The sequence below is a fragment of the Streptomyces sp. NPDC028298 genome, assembly GCF_055565895.1.
Genome location: NZ_JBVHTL010000001.1, coordinates 205,984 through 223,849 on the forward strand (window position 1 = coordinate 205,984; position 17,866 = coordinate 223,849).

Sequence of the window (17,866 nt, forward strand, 5' to 3'; positions counted from 1 at the left end):
GGCGCTACGAGGGGGCCTTGCCCGCCAGCCGCTGCGCCGCGCGCTCCCCACGTCGTTCGACGGGCTCGACTCCCCAGGCCGCGCCCAGACCGCTCGGCGGCATGTCGACGTAGATCGACTCGTACGAACCGGCCGGCACGATGTACGTCTCGTGCCAGATGCCCACGGCCCCGTTGCTGTTCCGCAGCCCTCGGTTGAACGCCGCCCACGCGGGGCGGTGCTCCCGGGTCTGATCGGAGGCGTACGCGAGCAGCTTCTCGCGCGACTCCCAGTACTGCGCGACGGTGAACACGCGCGGTCCTCCGCTCAGCAACCGGTGGCCCAGCAGCCCACTCTCGCTGTCCCGAGAGAGTTCCTTCAGCATGCGCGGCATCGCGGTCAGCGTCGGCAGCCAGTGGCGGACGGCCAGCCAGCGGTTGATCCGCATGCCGATGAGAAAGACGACGACGTCGCCCTCGGCCGCCGCCGTGACCCGTCGCCCGGATGTCGGTGCATTACCCATGAGACTCCCCGTTCCCGTATTGGATAGTGGCACGATCCATGTTTGGATAGTGCCACTGTCCGATGAAAGGTGCAACAGGATGCGGCTGGCGGAACTGAGCGAGCGCAGCGGAGTGTCGACCGCGACGATCAAGTACTACCTGCGCGAGGGACTGCTCCAGCCGGGCCGCCGCGTCTCCGCCACCCAGGCCGAGTACGGGGAGAACCACCTGCGGCGGCTGCGTCTGGTGCGGGCGCTGATCCAGATCGGCGGGGTCTCGGTGGCCGACGCGCGCGAGGTGATCGCCGCTGCCGAGGACGAGTCGCTGGACCACCATCTGCGGCTGGGCGCGGCGACCCGGGCGCTGCCCACCGCCGAGAAGCCCGACGAGGACGATCCGGCGGTGGCCACGGCCTCCCGCTCGGTGGAGGCGCTGCTGGAGCGGCTCGGCTGGTCCTGCGAACCGGGCGGGCACCTGTTCAGCCCCGCTCACCGGCGGCTCATCGACTCGGTCGCCGCGCTGGTCCGGCTCGGCTACCCCTGCGACACCGAGGCGTTGCTCCCGTACGGGCGGCTGGCGGCGCAACTGGCGGTCACCGACCTGGACCTGGTCGAGGAGCAGCCGACCCCGAGCGAGCAGATCGAGGCGGCCGTCGCGCTCACGGTGCTGTACGAGCCGGTGCTGCTGAGCCTGCGGCGCATGGCCCACGCGGAGGAATCGGAGCGGCGGTTCTGAGGCCGCTCCCGTCACGGGACGCCAAACCCTCGTACGACGGTCGCGGCGCGGCGCGCACCCGGGCACCGTTCACCCGGGTGTGCGCCGCGCGTCGAGACGGGCGCGTCCTGATCAGCTCAGCTTGCGGCAGAGCAGTGCGGCCGGGCCCTGACTGGCTCCGAACCGGGTCGTGAAGGCGATTCCGGCGGCGTATTCGTCATCGGCGCACTGTCCCTTGTAGTCGCCGTTGGCGAAGTCGCCTCCGGCCGCGCCCGCGGGCCGGTTGTCGGAGCGGTCGAACCACACCGTCCGCCCCGCGCCCGCCAACGAGCCGGCGGCCGGCACGCAGAGCGCGGCGGAGGTACGGCCGCCCCGGCGGCTGTATCCGATGAGGTAGTTCCCCGACGGGCACTGCAACTTGGTGTACCCCGAGGCCCAGTCGCCGCCCGAGGGTACATGGCGCTCGTCGGTGACGACCGTCTGGGTGTCGGCCGGGGAGCGGAGGTCACCGGTGGAGACGTCGGTGCACAGCGCGCGGACACCGCTGTGGCCGAGTCCGATCAGCCGTTCGCCGTCGGGGCAGACGGCCTTGGACGCACCGGAGTTCCAGTCGCCGCCCGCGCGCACCCGCAGCGACTGCACGTAGTCGCCGTGATCGGTGGCGAGCATGTGCCAACTCGGGACGGCGTCCACCGGTCCGGTGCGGGTCGGGGCGGTCGTGAGCCGGTTCCACGCGGTGCCGCGCCAGTCGGACTGGTCGAGGATTCCGTACCGGTTGCCGGAGGTGTCGTAGCGCAGCAGGGACCAGTCGTCGTGACCCTCCCAGCCGACGAGCGGCCAGTAGGCGAAGTCGACGTCGTGGTCGGCGAAGTAGTCGGTGATGTTGCCGAACCAGGTCCGGGCCGCCGCGCCCGTCTCGCCGGCGCCGATGCCGAACTCGCTGATCCACACGGGAGCGGTGAAGTGCTGGTTCGCCTCGGAGGAGACGAAGAAGGCCTGGTCGTGCAGGACTTGGTAGAGCTGGTCACGGCTGAGGTCCTGGTAGCGGGCGTCGTGGGTCTCGCCGATGCCGGTCGCCCCGCTGTGGCTGGGACCGGTGTATCCGTAGAAGTGCGCGGAGTACACCAGCTTGTGGGCGGCGACGAGGGTGTGCGAGAGGTTGCGCGCGGGGGTGAGGGTGGGACGGCCGTGCGCGAAGCCGTCGACCGGGATGCCGGTCCAGTTGATCCCCTCGATGACGATGAGGAGGTTGCGGTTGGCCTCCGCGAGGATGCGGTCCCCGGCGAGCTGGGCGGCCGCGTACCAGTCGTGTGCGTCGCCCAGGCCCCAGTTGGGGTCGTCGAGTACGTCGCGGCGCACCTCGTTGTAGAGGTCGGCGCCCACCACGCGCGGGTCACCGGCGTAGCGGCGGGCCATGAAGACCCAGTCGTCCGCCCACTGCTGGGTGGACTGACTGCTGTTCCAGCGCTCGTTGCCGTCGACGCCGCAGCACCAACGCGAGGTGTTGGTGTGGTTGTTGAGGATGACGGCGAAGCCGCTCTGGGTCAGGGCGGCGACCACGGCGTCGTAGACCTGGAGCGGTGTTCTGCCGCGCAGCCCCGGGTTGGCCGTGACGGCGGCGTCCGGCACGGGGGCCGTCGCATGGATCATCTCGTTGGAGAAGGGCAGCCGGATGCTGTTGATGCCCAGCCGGTGGAAGTCGTCGAGCAGTTGGGGCAGCGACGCGCGGTCCAGGCCGAGGGGGATGCCGTAGGAGTTCTGGCCGGCGTGCTGGTTGGCCGGGTCGTCCTTGCTGCCGCTGCCGGTCCAGGAGCCTTGTGCGCCGTCCCAGTTGGCCGACTTCAGCCGGAAACGGTTGCCGTCGGCGTCCACGATGTACCGTCCGCGGGTGGAGAGCGGCGCCTTCCATGTCTCGGCCGCCGCGGCGGCGGTGGTTCCCCGCGCACTGTGCGCCGGATCCGTGGTGGCGGCGACCGCCCCCGGAGCGGTGGCCAGCAGCAGGAGGGCGCTTGCCGCTAATGTCAGGTACTTGCCAAATCTGAGGGTAGGCATCGGACCTCTGTGAGGGGTGTCGGTACACGAACGAGAGGGGTCGGCCCCCACCGGCACCCGCCAAGGGGTGCCGGTCGCCGATGTTCCGGCGTGTGGGGCGCGTCGGGCTCATGCTCGGCGGAGCCTAGCGGGAAGCCCCGGCCATGGTGAGGGTTCCGGTCAGCCCGCGAGCCGGCCGGCCGGTCAGCGGACGCGGATGAACGTCACGTCGTAGCCGCTGTTCGTGCTGCGGGTCTTGATGTAGACCCCGTCCGAACCCCCGTCGGGATTGCCGGTGTTGCCCTCCACCGTGGTGAAGGCCGAGCCGCCGCTCACCGTTCGCACGATGCCTATGTGTTCCTGCCCGCCGGTGTAGTTGTCGCCCCCGTTCCAGTCGAAGGCCACGATGTCGCCCGGCTGCGGGTTCGTCGTCACGGAGAGGTGGTAGTTGCCGGCCCGGGCCTGCTTGACCCAGCCCGAGACATAGGTGTTGCGGTAGGAGCTGGCCCCGGTCTGCTTGGCCACCCAGCTCACGAAGGTCGCGCACCAGGCGTAGTTGCGGGTGGACAGCGACAGGCCCACGGCCGATCCGTAGCTGTTCGCCCGGGCGCTGCCCTCGACGGTGCCGACCTCGGCCGCGGCCACGGCGAGGATCTTGCCGTACCCGCCGCCGGGCGGGGTCGAGGCGGGCGGGGTGACCGCGCCGTACAGAGCGGCCTTGGTGTTCGGGCCGACCTGGCCGTCGACGGACAGACCCTTCTCCGCCTGGAAGTCCCGCACCGCGCTGTCGGTCAACGGCCCGAACTCGCCGTCGACGGCGAGATCCGCTCCGTGGTGGTTGAGCAGGCTCTGCAGTTCGGTGACGCAGCCGCTGCGCCCGCCCTTCACGATGGTGCCCGGGCACGAGGCGGAGTTCAGGTTGATCGGGGCCGGTGCGCCGCTGCCGCCGCCCGTGCTGATGTTCGCGTACAGGGCGGCCTTGGTGTTCGGACCGACCTGCCCGTCGACGGAGAGCCCCGCCGAGGACTGGAACGACCTCACGGCGGCCACGGTCAGCGGCCCGAACTCGCCGTCCACGTCGAGGTGTCGCCCTTTGCCGTTCAGCAGGGCCTGGAGCGTGGCGACACACCCGCCACTCTGCCCCTCCACGATGTTCGAGGGACAGGAGGCCGATCGCAGGTCCAGGGCGGTGGACGCCGACTCGTCGGTGTCGTACAGCTCGCGCTTGGTGTTCGGGCCGACCTGGCCGTCGACCGACAGGCCGTGCGCCGACTGGAAGCCGCGGACGGCACTGTATGTCGCCGGCCCGAAATCGCCGTCCACGTCGATCGAGTGGCCGAAGTGGCGGAGCAGCCGCTGGAGTTCGGTGACGCAGCCGCCCTTGTCGCCCTGGACGACGTTCGCCGGGCACGAGGAGGACGTGAGGTTGATCGGCGACGGGGCCGAGCCGCCGGTCGCGTACAGCTTGGCCTTGGTCTGGGGGCCGACCAGTCCGTCCACGGCGATCGCGGTGGAGGCCTGGTACTCGCGTACCGCGTAGAGGGTGTTCGCCCCGAAGACGCCGTCCACGAGCAGTCCGGCGCCATGGGCGTTGAGCAGGTTCTGCAACTCCGTGACGCAGCCGTTCGTCTGGCCCTGCTGGATCACGCCGGGACAGGAGGAGGAGGTCAGCCTGATCGCCGTGGGTGCCGCCGCCGCGGGCACGGCACCGATCAGCGTGCCGGCCGTGAGGAGCGCCGTCGTGGCGGCGAACACCCCGGTTCTGACTCTCCAACCCGGTAGCGCGCTCGTGGCGCCTCGATGCTCGCTGGGTCTTTTGTCGTCGTGCACACGAAATGGACTCGTCTTCATGACCGCGAAACGTCTCCTTCGCTGGGTCCGCGGACCGCCGTCGGAGATCGTCCGGGCCGAATCCGCACACTGCCGTGGTGGGTCGTTCATGGAAGGTTTCGCCCGCCGGCAGACGCTCGCCTCTGCCTTCAAGCCGATAAAGGGAGGAGAAATTGGCCTTTGCGCCAGGTCGACACATCTGTCGGCCAACTCCCTTACTTTGCAGTGGAGTTGAGACCCTGGGAAGTCATGATCGGGCTGTCGTTCCGCGCACGACGGTGACAGTTCACTCCTCGGCGCACAATGCCGGACCACACAACTGGCTCGATTTAATCGATACCGGCGGCCGATAAAAACGCACACATGACAGCCTTTGCATATTCAGTCCTTTTCGGCTGCCTGTCTCATTGCGTCGCCTCCGGCCTCGTTTGGTCCGGTCGGGCGTCCCAAGCCGATGGGCGCTTCGATGCTTCCCATTCGGGGCGCGGCGGCGAGAACACCGCGAGGTCATGGCGTCGGCCACGACGGAGACCGGCAGCCCCGGGCAAGACAGGCAGCCCCGGTCTGACGCCCTTCCGGAGGAAGCCCGACGCGCCGAGGGCGACAAGAGCACGGTCGTTCCCCGCAGGGCGAGTTCGCTCACCGTCCGCCGCCACCTGGCACACGAACGGTGAATTGCGGGGCACACGCAATTCCGGCTCAGCCGTCGGCGGTGATCCCGGCGAGACTTACTGTGGGTCGATCGAATATCTCTGCCAGTACGTGTTGCTGTCGGTGTGTCAGAGCCGTGGCGAAGACCACCAGGTCGGCTTCGGTCTCTTCGCAGCGAGCGGCCACCTCGAGGACCTTTCCGGAACTCAGCAGCGTGCGTGAGGAATAGGGCACGGTCATCTTCCGGGCCCCGCCGTCCGAGACACCACGCCGTTGCGTGATCCGTCCGACGACCCGAGCACCGCGTGCCGTCAGTTCCTCCGCCGCAGCATCCATGAGCGCGACGAAGTTCTTCTCCTTGGCGGAGAAATAGCCGACGAGCACGACATCGGCGCCCGTCAGGCGCACGGAGCCGACCGGGCGCCCCGCGGGCCCCGCCCGCCCGCGACGAGCCGGGCGGCGGTCGCGCCCGCGGAACCGACGCACGGGCCGGGAGGTCAGCTCGCCCTGGGCGCGACGACAGCGGTGTCCTGCGAGCGTTCGTGCTCCACTCGGGCCGTTTCCAGGAGATTCAGCCAGGAGGTCACCGTGGGCCGACGGCGCAGCAGGGCCCGGCGCTCGCGCTCGGTCATGCCTCCCCAGACGCCGTGCTCGATGCGCTGGTCCAGCGCATAAGCGAGGCATTCCGTGAGCACCGGGCAGCCGACGCACAGCATTTTGGCCCGGTTCTGCGCCGCGCCTTCGACGAACAGATCGTCAGGATCGGCCGTACGGCACAATCCTCGGTCGCTCCAGTCGGTGCTCGTCATCTCGTGATGCCGTCCTCTCCCCTGGCCCCCGCCTGCGAGTTGCCCACCTGCCCCGGGCAACCGGCATATGACACTACGCCTTTCGAGGACCGCCACTCTATCTGCCGTACAGCACCACACCTTCGAGTGAGTCCGGCTTGCCTCCCGCGCGCGGCGGCGCTATGGAGGTGCCTCGACGGTTCACGGTCCCGATCAGCGCCATCGCTACACGGCGCGGCCGTCTTTCAGCCAACCTTCCGATGGAAAGCAGGAGCCATGTCGCGGAACAAACAGACCGTCGAGACCTATTTGGACGGCTTCCGGAAGAACGATCACGCCCAGATTCTCAGTTGCCTCACCGATGACATCGAGTGGACGGTTTTCGGCGGTTTCCATCTGACCGGCAAGGAGGCGTACGACGCCGCGATCGAGGGCCCCGGCTTCGTCCCGCCTCCCCGGCTGGAGGTCGTCCGCATGGTCGAGGAGGACGACGTGATCATGGCCGAACTCACCGGAACGGTGGCGCGTGAGACGGGAGAGCCGATGCGCATGTCGATGGCCGAGGTCTTCCGCATGCGCGACGGGAAGATCTGCGAACGCCGGGCGTGGGTGATCGAGCTCAAGCGGAACGAATACGTCTGAGCGGCCGGGCGGTTCGGGGTCAGCCCGGGCGGAGGGTCGTGGCCGCCTTGTACGTACGCAGTACGGGGGCCGTCTCGATCCGCGTGACGGCGTCCCAGGCCACCCGCCGCGTCAGGTAGTGGTGCAGGGCCTCCGCGTCGCGGCACAGCGCGTGGGCGAAGAGGTTCGTCGGGCCGGTCGTCGCCGCGACGACCGCGAGTTCGTCGTGGCCCGCCAGCGCCGTCGCCACCGTGTCCAGATGCGCGGGCGCCACCTGCATCCACAGGAGCGCGGACGCCGTCACGCCCAGCACCGCGGGATCGATGTCGAGGTCGAAGAACAGCGCGTCGCGCGCCCGCAGTTCGGCCAGCCGGCGGGCCGCGGTGGACGCCGAGGTGCCGGTGGCAGCGGCCAGGTCCGCGTAGCTGAGGCGCGCGTCCTCGCGCAGCGCGGACAGCAGCAGGCGGTCCGCGTCCGTGAGGAGACGGGCCGCGTCGGGGGCGTCCGGCCCGCCCGACGCCTGCGGGCGGGGCGACTGCGCGCGCAGCCGGGCCTCCTGGTCGGCGTCCAGGGCGTTGATCCGGCCGCGCCACGCCGTCGGGCCGCCCAGGTAGGTGTGCAGGAGGTAGTGCGCCGACACCGCGGTGATCCCGGCGGTGCGGGGGATGTCCCGCAGCAGCAGCGTGTGCGCGTCGGGACCGGCGGGCGCGGTGTGGATGATCGCGACGATCTCCGTTCCTCCGGAAGTCAGGCGCACCCAGGAGGTGTCGGGGCGCCGGGCGAGCGCCACCGCGATGTCGTGCGCGGTGCGGGTCGCCGCGGTCAGACGTACGAACCACTGGTGCGTGCCGGAGCTTCGCGGTGTGGGCAGAGCGACGACGCGCAGTCCCGCCCGCGCGTACAGCCGCCGATAGCGGCGGACCACCGTCTGTGTGGAGGTGCCTAGGACTTCGGCGACGAGGGTGAACGGCGCCCGCGCGTCCACGTGCAGGGCGTGGATCAGACCCCGGTCCAGCTCGTCCAGTACGACCATGTCCGCCAAATTAGCCGACCCTCGTGGAAGAAATCACCGAAGACGTCCGACGAGATGGAAGCGGTGGGAGACCGGGCGGCACGGTGGTTCCCGGGTCGCGGGCCGGGCGGCGGCGACCGCTCCGCACAGGGCCCGGCCACCACCGACCCGACACACCCGCACGGCACCGGGGGGAGACCCATGTCCCGCATCACCATCCGCACCGCCGCTCACGGCCGGACCGACACCGTCGCCCCTCCCGACCCGGGCCATCGCGGGCTCGCCCTGGCGGCGGTGCTCACCGCGGAGGCGATGAACCTCCTCGACGCGACGATCGTCCAGGTCGCGGGCCCCGTCATCCACACCGACCTCGGCGGTGCGCGGGCGACGATCCCGTGGTTCAGCGCCGCCTACACCCTCGCGTTCGCCCTCGGTCTGCTGACCGGCGCGCGGCTCGGCGACATCGCGGGCCGCAGGCGCGTCTTCCGCGTCGGCGTCGTCGTGTTCGCGGCCACGTCCCTGGCCTGCGCCCTCGCACCGGGCGCCGGGATCCTGATCGCGCTGCGTGCCGTGCAGGGTGCGGCGGCGGCCGCGATCGTCCCGCAGACCTTCGGGCTGATCCGCGCCCTGTACGAGGGCGGTGAACTGACCCGGGCGCTCGGCATGATCGGCCCGGTCATGGGTCTGTCCGCGGTCCTCGGGCCGGTTCTCGGCGGCGTCCTGACCCACGCCGATCTGTTCGGCTCCTCTTGGCGCGCGGTCTTCCTCGTCAATGTGCCGCTCGCCGCCGCGGTCCTGGCCGCCTCGGTGTTCCTGGCCGAGGACCGTGCGCCGACGCGGCCCCGCCTCGACCCGGCGGGCACGGTCCTCGCCATGGCCGGCACCGCGCTCGTCGTCTGCCCCTTGGCGGCCGGGAGCACCGGACCCACCGGGTGGGCCGTCGCCGCCGTGGGGGTCGTGGTTCTGGGCGTGTTCGTCGTCCACCAGCGCCGCGCCGGGCGCCGCGGCCGGGCGCCGCTGATCGAACCGGCCCTGCTGCGGGGCCGCGCGTTCCCCGCAGCCCTGGCCACGTCGACCCTGTTCTTCGCGGTCATGAACGGCGTCATGATCACCGTCGTGCTGCACCTCGAACTCGGCCTCCACGACGGCCCGCTCAGGGCGGGGCTCACCCTGCTGCCGTGGTCCGCTGGACTCGCGGCCGGGTCCTGGGCCGCCGGTACGCATCTGGTCACGCGGTACGGCACGCGCGTCATGCACACCGGGCTGGCCGTCCTCGCGGTCGGTCTGGCGGCCGCCGTCCTCGCGTATCGCGGTGCGGCCCCCGACTCGTATCCGGCCCTGCTGCCCGCCGCGCTGGCCGTGGCCGGACTGGGGACGGGCCTGTTCACCCCGCCGTTCTTCAGCTCGGCACTGAGCGGTGTCGGCCCGCAGGAGACAGGGTCTGCGGCCGGTCTGCTCAACGCCGTCCAGCAGCTCGGCGGCACTCTCGGTGTCGCGGTCGTCGGCGGCATCTACCTGGACGCGGCCGGCGACGCCCGCACCGCGGCGCAGCACGCGCTGGGGGCCACGTCGGTGGTCCTGGCCGCCACAGCGGTGGCGACCGCATTCATGACCACGCGCCGCGCGGCCCCCTGACGACCGGCCGCCGCCGACCCGCCGCCGACCTGGGGCCCGGAGACGCGGAGGCCCGGAAGCACGGAAACACGGAGGCCCGGAGGCCCCGAGCCGAGGCCGTGCGCGCTGAAGGCCCGCGACCCCGTAGGGCCGCGGGCCTTCAGTTCCCCGCTCAGGCTTCCGCGCGCCTCGGCAGCCGCCAGTTCGGGCGGACGAAGTGGCAGGTGTAACCGTCGGGGTAGCGCTGCAGGTAGTCCTGGTGCTCCGGCTCCGCCTGCCAGAACGGACCGGCGGGCGCGACCTCGGTCACGACCTTGCCGGGCCACAGTCCGGAGGCGTCGACGTCCGCGATGGTCTCCTCGGCGATCCGCTTCTGCTCGTCGTCGACGTAGAAGATGGCGGACCGGTAGCTGAGGCCGATGTCGTTGCCCTGGCGGTTCTTCGTCGACGGGTCGTGGATCTGGAAGAAGTACTCCAGGATCGTCCGGTAGTCGGTCTTCGTGGGATCGAAGGTGATCTCGATCGCCTCGGCATGCGTGCCGTGGTTGCGATACGTCGCATTGGCCACGTCGCCGCCGCTGTATCCCACCCGCGTGTCCAGAACACCCGGGAACGTCCTGATCAGATCCTGCATGCCCCAGAAGCAGCCACCGGCCAGCAGCGCCTTCTCCTCGTTCCGGCTCATCGCACGCACCCCTTCTTCCTAGTCCTCGTCAGACTCGCACAGGCGCGCTCCCGCGCGCCGTCGGCGGTCCGTCCGCCCCGCCCTCGCGAGGACGCGGCACCGCACTGCACAAGGCCGAAAGGGCCGGTCGAAATTCCCGCGCCCCTACGAGATCGATAACGATCGCGCAAGTTTCAATCAACTTCCCCTCGAGGATTTGCTATCGCTACCAGGAAACGGGCTCAATGTCCTTCGTATGTCAGCGGTAAAGAGATAGGGAGCGGATGAACGGCACGATCGACGGCTTCAGCTACGGGCTGGTCACACCGGTGGCCGCCTACGTCATGGCCTGTGTGGGCTCGGCGCTGGGGCTGCGTTGCGTGGTGCGCACGGTGCACCACGAACCCGGGTGGCGGCTCGGCTGGCTCGCCCTGGGGGCCAGCGCCCTGGGCTGCGGCATCTGGACGATGCACTTCATCGCGATGACGGGCTTCTCCGTGGCGGAGACACCCATCACCTACGACGTCCCTCTCACCGTGCTCAGTCTCGCCGTGGCGATCGTGGTGGTCTCCGCGGGCGTCTTCATCGTGGGGCACCGCGGTGCCACGCGAGCGGCCCTCACCGTGGGCGGCGCCATCACCGGCCTCGGCGTCGCGACCATGCACTACCTGGGCATGTTCGCGATGCAGCTCAACGGAGAGCTGCGCTACAACGCGTTCACCGTGAGCCTGTCCGTGATCATCGCCCTCGTGGCGGCGACCGCCGCGCTGTGGGCCGCCGTCTCCGTGCAGGGCTTCATCCGCACGCTCGGCGCCAGCCTCGTCATGGGTCTCGCCGTCACCGGCATGCACTACACGGGCATGGCCGCCCTGAGCGTCCATCTCCACAACAGCATCGACACGGCCCCGACCATCACCGGCCAGGAGGGCTCCTCGCTCCTGCTGCCGATGCTGCTCGGCCCGATCATCTTCCTCATCCTCGCCGCGGCCGTCGTCATGTTCGACCCGGTCCTGATCCTCGGCGACTCCGGCCGGGACAAGCGGGTCAAGGAGCGCTCCAAGGTCGTCGCACGCGGAAACGTCATGCCGGTGCGGGTGGCGGGCATCCAGGACTCTCCGGCACCGGTGGTCCACAGCGTCCCGCAGGCCGACCACTGGCCGTCGGCGGCGCCTCAGCGGCCCGGCGCCGACGAGCGAGCCCAGTACCGCGAGACGGGCGCCGGTGATCCCTACGGTGCCCGGTACGAGGCGGAGTAACTCCTCCCCTGCCCCGTCGACGGCCCGGCCGACGCGACCCACATCGCGCTCGTGCCGGGCCGTCTCCGTGTCCGTGTCCGTGTCCGGTGTCCGGCTCCGTGTCCGGTCGGCTGGCGGTGCCCGGCTTCGCCCGCAGCCTCGGTCTCGGTCTCGGTTCTCGGCTTCGTATCCGGCGGACGGGCTTGGTCATCGTTTCCGGCGGACGGGCTTGGTCTTCGCTTCCGGCGGACGGGCTGGGTCTTCGCTTCCGGCGGGTTGGTTTTTCCGGCCCGCCGGATGGAGCCTGAGGATGATGATCTTCAGGCTAGGGTGCCTCGCATGACCTCCATAGGCTTGCGTGGGACGACGCTCCACTACGACGACAGCGGCTCCCCGGACGGGCTGCCCGTCCTGCTGATCCACGGGCATCCCTTCAACCGGACGCTGTGGGCCCCTCAGACGGAAGCGCTCGTCGCGGCCGGACATCGGGTCATCACCCCGGACCTGCGTGGCTACGGGGCCAGCGGAGTGGACGCCGACCCGGTGTATCTCTCCGACTTCGCCGACGACCTCGTCGCGCTCCTGGACCACCTGGACATCGACCGGGCCGTGGTGGGCGGCGTCTCGATGGGCGGGCAGATCGCCATGGAGGTGCAGCGCGCCCACCCGCGCCGCGTCCGCGGGCTCGTCCTCTCGGACACCTCCGCGCCGGCCGAGACGGACGAGGGCAAGGCCGTACGCAACCGCATGGCCGACCGGCTCCTCGCGGAGGGGATGGACGGCTACGCCGACGAGGTCATCGGCAAGATGCTCGCCGACTACAACGTCACAGCGCTGCCCCGCGTCGCCGAACACGTGCTGGGCATGATGCGTGCCACCGATCCCCGCGGTGCCGCGGCGGCCCTGCGCGGCCGGGCCGAGCGCCTCGACTACCGGGACACGCTCGCCGCCGTGCAGTCCCCGGTGCTGATCGTGGTCGGCGCCGACGACGTCTACACCCCGGTCGCCGACGCCGAGGCGATCCGCGAGCTCGTCCCGCACGCGGTCCTGACCGTCATCGAGGGTGCCGGCCACCTGCCGGGGGCGGAGCAGCCCGCCCGCTTCAACGCCGCGCTCCTCGACTTCCTGGCGACCCAGGTGGCCACCCGCGCCTGAAAGCGGGGCCTCGCCGGGCCGAGGGCTCTTCGCCGGAGTCCTTCCCGGCCGGTCCTACGACGGGTCCCGGGTCGGCACCTCGAACCACATGGTCTTGCCGGTGGGCGTGCAGGTGCTGCCCCAGCTCTCGGCGAGCAGGTCGAGCAGTTCGGTGCCGCGGCCGCCCTCGGCGTCGGGGTCGGCCTCACGTCGTACGGGGCACAGCGGCTCCGTGTCCTCGACCTCGCACAGGAGGCGGTCGTCGCGCAGACACAGGTTGAGCCGCAGCGGGCCGCGCGTGTGACACAGGGCGTTGGTGACGAGCTCGCTGACCAGGAGTTCCGCGGTGTCGGCCAGCTCCTCCAGGTTCCACTCGGCCAGTTGGGCCGTCACCAGACGGCGGGCCCGGCGGGCCGAGGTCAGCTCCCGCGACAGGGGCCAGGAGGCTTCCCAGGGGGTGACACGGGCGCGGGGCGCGTCGAACGGGCGTATGGGTTGCAGCGCACGCGCCCAGAGAGCCATGTTCCTGGCGAGCCACGACGTGGGTGCTGCCTCCACGGATGCCCCGTTCTGCTGATCGCGTCTCGTGGCCCCCTCGCGCCCGGATTCCTCGGGCCTGCGGTAGAGCCGGGTGAAGCGCCCTCGGCGTGGTGCCGCGCTGAGGTCGATGGCCCCCGGGGCCATGGAAATCAGTCCCTTCCGCACTGCTGGCAACCAGACCGCCGGAGCGGCACGGACCCGTCGTCGACCGGTCCGGACAAGTGTCAGGTCACGCGTTCACGTAACGCCCGTCACGATAACAAATATGCATGTAGCGGTTGCTACGGTAAAAATTCTTTCCAAGAGTACCGATCCGGACATATGGAACGTGTTCGGTGTCACACCGCCCCCGCTGCGGCGGCGCCGCGACCTCCGGAGCGCCCATGCCACGACCGTCCGACCAGGCCAAACGACGCGAGCTGGCCGACCGGGTCCGCGCGTACCTGGTGCGCAACGGCCTCGCCGGACTGTCCCTGCGCCCCCTCGCCCGAGCCCTGGGCACCAGCGACCGCATGCTCCTGTACTACTTCGGGACGAAGGACGCCATGGTCGCCGAGGCGCTCGCCCTGGACGAGCGCAGACCGCTCCTGCACGCCCGGGACACGCTCGGCTCGGCGGAGGCCCCGCGTGACCCGGCGGGACTCCGCAGCTTCATGGAGGAGACCTGGCGGCGGTTCAACGCCCCCGACCTGCGCACCGCCCTCCCCCTCTACCTCGAGGTCATGGCCGCGGGACTGATCGACCCGGACCGCTACGGGCCCCTGCTGCGTGATGTGCTCACCGAGTGGACGGACCTGCTCACGTCCGTCTTCCGGGGCCTCGGCATGACGCAGGTCCGCGCCCGGACGGAGGCCGCCCTCCTGGTCGACGCGACCTTCGGCCTGGTCGTCGCCTCCCTCACCGAGGACGGCCGGGAGCGGGCGGACGCGGCCTTCCACACGCTCCTCGACCGTCTCGAACCCGGCTGGCACGTCGGCTGAGACGCGTTCGCCGTCCATGCCGGGTCCGCCGCGTCCCCGGCTCGCCCCCCGTGCCGGGTCCGGCACGCCCCCATGCCGGGTCCGGCACGTCCGCGACCGGTGAACCTCACGCCCGGGAAGCAGCCCCCGTACCGGGCCTCACAGCTTCGCGCCGAAGTCCTGGGTCCACCACGGACCACCCGACCCCTTGTGCACGCCCACCCCGATGTTCTTGAACGAACAGTTGAGGATGTTCGCGCGGTGCCCCGGGCTGTTCATCCAGGACTCCATCACCGACTCGGGGGTCTGCTGACCCATGGCTATGTTCTCGCCGTACGTGGACCACTGGTAGCCCGCGGCGGTGATGCGCTTGCCGGGGTCGACGCCGTCGGGGTTGGTGTGCTCGAAGAAGCCGCGCGCGGCCATGTCGTCGGAGTGGGCCTGGGCCGCGTTCTCCAGTTGCGGGTCCTCCGTGAGCGGCCCGCAGCCGGCGGCCGCCCGCTCCTTGTTCACCAGCGCGACCACCTGCGCCACGGTCGTGGTCGGGGCCGACTGCGCCCGGGCCAGGCTCGACGCCCGCCGGGTCGGCGCGGCCGAGGAGGCGCCGGCCGACTTGCTCGGCTCGGCGGCACGCGCCGACTTGGACGCCTTCGCCTTCGCCTTCGCCTTCTTCGAGGCGGACGCCGACGGCGAGGCCGTGGCACCGGCGGACGCCGAGGGCGAGGTGCGGGAGGCGTCCGGTGCCGAGAGGTCCATGACGGGGTCGCCCGCGGTACGGGAGGGAGCCGCCCCGTCGGTGCTCGTTCCGGGTCCCGTGTCCAGGTACCAGAGGCCGCCGCCCGCCACACAGACCGCCACGAGTGCGCCGCCCAGCGCCCGGCGCCGTACGCGTCGGCGCCGACGGGCCTCGCCGCGCGCGGCCGACCTCGTGCCCGTCGCCCGGTGTCCGGCTCCGGCTCCCGGAGCCCCCGCGTCCCCGTGGTCGGCGGCCGGCTTCCGGGACGCCGAGCCCGTGGCGGCCATCCCTCCGGAAGCGTCGCTCAGCGCGGCGGCCAGCCCCGGCGACACGGCGACCAGCGCCAGACCGGCCAGCAGTCCCTCCGCGGGCATCAGGCCGCTCCACAGACCCGAGCAGCGCACGCAGTCGCGGGCGTGCCGGGCGATCCGCTTGCGCCACAGCGCCGAGGGCCGGCCGTCCCAGGAGGCGAGGACACCCCGCAGTTCCTCGCACGGCGGGCGGGCGGCGAGCGCCCGTACCACCACACGAGCCGTCTCCAACTGGGCCTTCATCCGCTGCACCCGGACCGCCGCGTGCTGCGGCGACAGCTCCAGTGCCTCGGCGACCTCGGTCCGGGTCACCTCACCGGCGCACTCCAGCCACCACAGTGAGAGCACGCCCCGGTCGTCCGGTTCGAGCCAGCGTGTCGCCAGCGCGGTCTCGCGGCGCTGGCCGGAGAGCTGGAGCCGCATCATGGTCAGGTCCACGAAGTCGGAGCCGGGGTCGGCGAGATCCTCCGCCTCCTCCACCCCGCCCGGGGCGAGCTGACGGTCCCGCCAGTGCGCCCGGACCTGGTTCATCGCGATGGCCACGAGCCAGGAGCGGAAGTTCTCCGGCTCACGCAGCCCGTCCAGGCCGTCCAGGGCACGGAGCATGGTGTTCTGCACGACGTCGTCGACGTCGACCGAGCCGTTCAGCGCGCGTCCGACGATGTTGTAGACCAAGGGGAGATAGGCGCTCACCAGGGCGTCCTGAGCCGCCGAGTCGCCCGCCCGGGCGGCAGTCACCAGTGCCGCCGGCTCCACCGCGTGCTGTCTCCTCATGAAAACTTCCCTGTCCTCGACTCCGAACGATGCTGCCGTTGCCTGGGAGACCGCCCGCGGAACCTCGGATAACAGTTCTTCGGAGACTCGTTGCGGAGATGCTTCCCACACCGGGCCGTCGATGGCAAGGAACAAGGTCACATCGGGGAACCCCGGGGCATCGGGCGCCGGCTTCCGGACCCGTCGGCCCCACCCGCTGGTCCGGCCCGGCGCCTGACCGCCGGCCCGCCCGGCGGCCCGGCCCGGCGGTCATGTCCCCGCTGGTAAAATGGGGAGCACGCTTCGAAGTCGCCGGGGCCCGTGCCGAGTGGTACGGGCCCCGGGGCGTTCCGGGCGTCAGACTGAGGAAGGTTCCCCATGAACGCGAAGCCGCCGGCCCCTGGACTCTCCGACGCCGGCGCCGACCGGCCGGCGCCGCGAGGCGACGGCGCGGCACCCTCGTCCCGCTCGGCGGACCTGCCTCCCGCCACGTCCTTCGCCGCCCTCGGCCTGCCCGCGGAACTGGTGGCCGAGATGACCGGGCTCGGGGTGACGGAACCCTTCCCGATCCAGGCCGCGACCCTGCCGAACGCGCTGGCCGGGCACGACGTCCTCGGCCGGGCGAAGACCGGCTCCGGCAAGACGCTGGCCTTCGGGCTGGCCCTGCTCACCCGGATCGCGGGCCACCGCGCCGAGGCGAAGCGGCCGCTGGCGCTGGTCCTGGTGCCGACCCGGGAGCTCGCGCAGCAGGTGAGCGACGCGCTGGAACCGTACGCGCGGACCCTGAACGTACGGCTCGGGACGGTGGTCGGCGGTCTGTCCATCAACCGGCAGCAGGCGCTGCTGCGGACCGGCGTCGAGGTGCTCGTCGCGACGCCGGGCCGGCTGACCGACCTGGTGTCACGCCGGGACTGCCTCCTGAACCAGGTGCGGATCACGGTGCTGGACGAGGCCGACCAGATGTGCGACCTGGGCTTCCTGCCGCAGGTCTCGGACCTCATGGACCAGGTCGGCGCCGACGGTCAGCGGCTGCTGTTCTCGGCCACGCTCGACCGCAACGTCGACCAGCTCGTACGGAACTACCTCCACGACCCGGTTCTCGCCTCCGTCGACCAGGTGGCCGGCTCGGTCACCACGATGGAACACCACGTGCTGAACATCCACGGCGCCGACAAGTACGCGACGGCGACCGAGATCGCCGCGCGGGACGGCCGGGTGCTGATGTTCCTGGACACCAAGGCGGGCGTGGACCAGTTCACCCGTCATCTGCGGGCCGCCGGGATCCGCGCCTCCGCCCTGCACAGCGGGAAGTCGCAGCCGCAGCGCACGCACACGCTCGCCCAGTTCAAGAACGGGGAGATCAACGTGCTGGTGGCCACCAACGTCGCCGCCCGGGGCATCCACATCGACGCGCTCGACCTCGTCGTCAACGTCGACCCGCCCGCCGACGCCAAGGACTACCTGCACCGCGGCGGGCGCACCGCGCGCGCCGGGGAGTCAGGCAAGGTGGTCACCCTGGTCACCGCAGGCCAGCGGCGTGACGTGAACCGTCTGATGTCCGAGGCCGGTGTCCGGCCGACCGTCACCCAGGTGCGCTCGGGCGAGGCGGCGCTCACCGCCATCACCGGGGCCAAGCGCCCGCCGACCGGACCGAAGCCGACGGGCAACGCACCCTTCCGGGGCATGGGCACGCGTCCCGGACGGCCGGCCAAGGAGTCCCGCAAGGCCGCGGACGCCCGGAAGGCCGCGGAAGCCCGCGCGGCCGCCCGGGTACGCAAGAGCCGCTGAGGA

At 71.3% G+C, this 17,866-nt stretch carries 16 protein-coding genes; 7 read left to right on the forward strand and 9 right to left on the reverse strand.

Annotated elements, in window-relative coordinates; genetic code table 11:
• Positions 1 to 4: 4 nt before the first annotated feature.
• On the reverse strand, positions 5 to 502 hold the full coding sequence (locus tag ACZ4TO_RS00965; RefSeq protein ID WP_382784384.1) for a DUF4188 domain-containing protein: 498 nt from the start codon (positions 500 to 502) through the stop codon (positions 5 to 7).
• A gap of 79 nt (positions 503 to 581) precedes the next feature.
• Between ACZ4TO_RS00965 and ACZ4TO_RS00970 the strand changes: the two genes are divergently transcribed.
• On the forward strand, positions 582 to 1,217 hold the full coding sequence (locus ACZ4TO_RS00970; protein ID WP_468023014.1) for a MerR family transcriptional regulator: 636 nt from the start codon (positions 582 to 584) through the stop codon (positions 1,215 to 1,217).
• A 111-nt stretch (positions 1,218 to 1,328) separates the two neighbouring features.
• Here ACZ4TO_RS00970 and ACZ4TO_RS00975 read toward each other — a convergent pair whose 3' ends face one another.
• The 4 genes from ACZ4TO_RS00975 to ACZ4TO_RS00990 all read right to left on the reverse strand — a co-directional run bounded on the left by ACZ4TO_RS00975 (position 1,329) and on the right by ACZ4TO_RS00990 (position 6,517).
• Positions 1,329 to 3,248, reverse strand: a complete 1,920-nt coding sequence (locus tag ACZ4TO_RS00975; protein ID WP_468023015.1) for a glycoside hydrolase family 5 protein — start codon at positions 3,246 to 3,248, stop codon at positions 1,329 to 1,331.
• 183 nt (positions 3,249 to 3,431) lie between these two features.
• Positions 3,432 to 4,982, reverse strand: coding sequence for a peptidoglycan-binding protein (locus ACZ4TO_RS00980; protein WP_468023016.1), 1,551 nt, complete (start codon positions 4,980 to 4,982; stop codon positions 3,432 to 3,434).
• Between the two features lie 774 nt (positions 4,983 to 5,756).
• The gene (locus ACZ4TO_RS00985; RefSeq protein ID WP_468023017.1) at positions 5,757 to 6,116 is read right to left on the reverse strand and encodes an HflX-like GTP-binding protein; all 360 of its coding nucleotides are present in this window, start codon (positions 6,114 to 6,116) and stop codon (positions 5,757 to 5,759) included.
• 89 nt (positions 6,117 to 6,205) lie between these two features.
• Entirely contained in the window at positions 6,206 to 6,517 is a 312-nt protein-coding gene (locus tag ACZ4TO_RS00990; protein WP_468023018.1) for a WhiB family transcriptional regulator, read from the reverse strand.
• Positions 6,518 to 6,772: 255 nt separating this feature from the next.
• Between ACZ4TO_RS00990 and ACZ4TO_RS00995 the strand changes: the two genes are divergently transcribed.
• Complete coding sequence (locus ACZ4TO_RS00995) at positions 6,773 to 7,138, forward strand: nuclear transport factor 2 family protein (protein WP_382784368.1); 366 nt, start codon at positions 6,773 to 6,775, stop codon at positions 7,136 to 7,138.
• 19 nt (positions 7,139 to 7,157) lie between these two features.
• Here the strand turns inward: ACZ4TO_RS00995 and ACZ4TO_RS01000 are convergent, their stop codons facing one another.
• Positions 7,158 to 8,150: an Lrp/AsnC family transcriptional regulator gene (locus ACZ4TO_RS01000; RefSeq protein WP_382784365.1), complete on the reverse strand. Its 993-nt coding sequence runs from the start codon at positions 8,148 to 8,150 to the stop codon at positions 7,158 to 7,160.
• Between the two features lie 180 nt (positions 8,151 to 8,330).
• On the opposite strand from ACZ4TO_RS01000, the gene ACZ4TO_RS01005 reads away from it, so the two are divergent.
• Positions 8,331 to 9,764, forward strand: coding sequence for an MFS transporter (locus ACZ4TO_RS01005; RefSeq protein ID WP_468023019.1), 1,434 nt, complete (start codon positions 8,331 to 8,333; stop codon positions 9,762 to 9,764).
• A gap of 151 nt (positions 9,765 to 9,915) precedes the next feature.
• Here ACZ4TO_RS01005 and msrA read toward each other — a convergent pair whose 3' ends face one another.
• Positions 9,916 to 10,428 carry a peptide-methionine (S)-S-oxide reductase MsrA gene (gene msrA, locus ACZ4TO_RS01010; RefSeq protein WP_382784358.1) on the reverse strand — a complete coding sequence of 171 codons (513 nt, stop codon included), beginning with the start codon at positions 10,426 to 10,428 and terminating at the stop codon, positions 9,916 to 9,918.
• A gap of 263 nt (positions 10,429 to 10,691) precedes the next feature.
• Here msrA and ACZ4TO_RS01015 point away from each other — a divergent pair, with 263 nt between their 5' ends.
• Complete coding sequence (locus ACZ4TO_RS01015; RefSeq protein WP_382784355.1) at positions 10,692 to 11,663, forward strand: MHYT domain-containing protein; 972 nt, start codon at positions 10,692 to 10,694, stop codon at positions 11,661 to 11,663.
• Positions 11,664 to 11,981: 318 nt separating this feature from the next.
• Complete coding sequence (locus ACZ4TO_RS01020) at positions 11,982 to 12,797, forward strand: alpha/beta fold hydrolase (protein WP_468023020.1); 816 nt, start codon at positions 11,982 to 11,984, stop codon at positions 12,795 to 12,797.
• A 54-nt stretch (positions 12,798 to 12,851) separates the two neighbouring features.
• Here ACZ4TO_RS01020 and ACZ4TO_RS01025 read toward each other — a convergent pair whose 3' ends face one another.
• Positions 12,852 to 13,460 (reverse strand): ATP-binding protein, encoded by a 609-nt coding sequence (locus ACZ4TO_RS01025; protein WP_385037160.1) that lies wholly within the window; start codon positions 13,458 to 13,460, stop codon positions 12,852 to 12,854.
• A 239-nt stretch (positions 13,461 to 13,699) separates the two neighbouring features.
• On the opposite strand from ACZ4TO_RS01025, the gene ACZ4TO_RS01030 reads away from it, so the two are divergent.
• Positions 13,700 to 14,296: a TetR/AcrR family transcriptional regulator gene (locus ACZ4TO_RS01030; RefSeq protein ID WP_385037157.1), complete on the forward strand. Its 597-nt coding sequence runs from the start codon at positions 13,700 to 13,702 to the stop codon at positions 14,294 to 14,296.
• A 138-nt stretch (positions 14,297 to 14,434) separates the two neighbouring features.
• Here the strand turns inward: ACZ4TO_RS01030 and ACZ4TO_RS01035 are convergent, their stop codons facing one another.
• Positions 14,435 to 16,096, reverse strand: a complete 1,662-nt coding sequence (locus ACZ4TO_RS01035) for a sigma-70 family RNA polymerase sigma factor (RefSeq protein WP_385037154.1) — start codon at positions 16,094 to 16,096, stop codon at positions 14,435 to 14,437.
• 357 nt (positions 16,097 to 16,453) lie between these two features.
• On the opposite strand from ACZ4TO_RS01035, the gene ACZ4TO_RS01040 reads away from it, so the two are divergent.
• Positions 16,454 to 17,863, forward strand: coding sequence for a DEAD/DEAH box helicase (locus ACZ4TO_RS01040; protein ID WP_451075160.1), 1,410 nt, complete (start codon positions 16,454 to 16,456; stop codon positions 17,861 to 17,863).
• The last annotated feature ends 3 nt before the right edge of the window (positions 17,864 to 17,866 follow it).

Coding starts and splice junctions, on each gene's coding strand:
- ACZ4TO_RS00965 (WP_382784384.1), bottom strand. CDS start 502: ATGGGTAATGCACCGACATCCGGGCGACGGGTCACGGCGGCGGCCGAG.
- ACZ4TO_RS00970 (WP_468023014.1), top strand. CDS start 582: ATGCGGCTGGCGGAACTGAGCGAGCGCAGCGGAGTGTCGACCGCGACG.
- ACZ4TO_RS00975 (WP_468023015.1), bottom strand. CDS start 3,248: ATGCCTACCCTCAGATTTGGCAAGTACCTGACATTAGCGGCAAGCGCC.
- ACZ4TO_RS00990 (WP_468023018.1), bottom strand. CDS start 6,517: ATGACGAGCACCGACTGGAGCGACCGAGGATTGTGCCGTACGGCCGAT.
- ACZ4TO_RS00995 (WP_382784368.1), top strand. CDS start 6,773: ATGTCGCGGAACAAACAGACCGTCGAGACCTATTTGGACGGCTTCCGG.
- ACZ4TO_RS01000 (WP_382784365.1), bottom strand. CDS start 8,150: ATGGTCGTACTGGACGAGCTGGACCGGGGTCTGATCCACGCCCTGCAC.
- ACZ4TO_RS01005 (WP_468023019.1), top strand. CDS start 8,331: ATGTCCCGCATCACCATCCGCACCGCCGCTCACGGCCGGACCGACACC.
- msrA (WP_382784358.1), bottom strand. CDS start 10,428: ATGAGCCGGAACGAGGAGAAGGCGCTGCTGGCCGGTGGCTGCTTCTGG.
- ACZ4TO_RS01015 (WP_382784355.1), top strand. CDS start 10,692: ATGAACGGCACGATCGACGGCTTCAGCTACGGGCTGGTCACACCGGTG.
- ACZ4TO_RS01020 (WP_468023020.1), top strand. CDS start 11,982: ATGACCTCCATAGGCTTGCGTGGGACGACGCTCCACTACGACGACAGC.
- ACZ4TO_RS01025 (WP_385037160.1), bottom strand. CDS start 13,460: ATGGCCCCGGGGGCCATCGACCTCAGCGCGGCACCACGCCGAGGGCGC.
- ACZ4TO_RS01030 (WP_385037157.1), top strand. CDS start 13,700: ATGCCACGACCGTCCGACCAGGCCAAACGACGCGAGCTGGCCGACCGG.
- ACZ4TO_RS01035 (WP_385037154.1), bottom strand. CDS start 16,096: ATGAGGAGACAGCACGCGGTGGAGCCGGCGGCACTGGTGACTGCCGCC.
- ACZ4TO_RS01040 (WP_451075160.1), top strand. CDS start 16,454: ATGAACGCGAAGCCGCCGGCCCCTGGACTCTCCGACGCCGGCGCCGAC.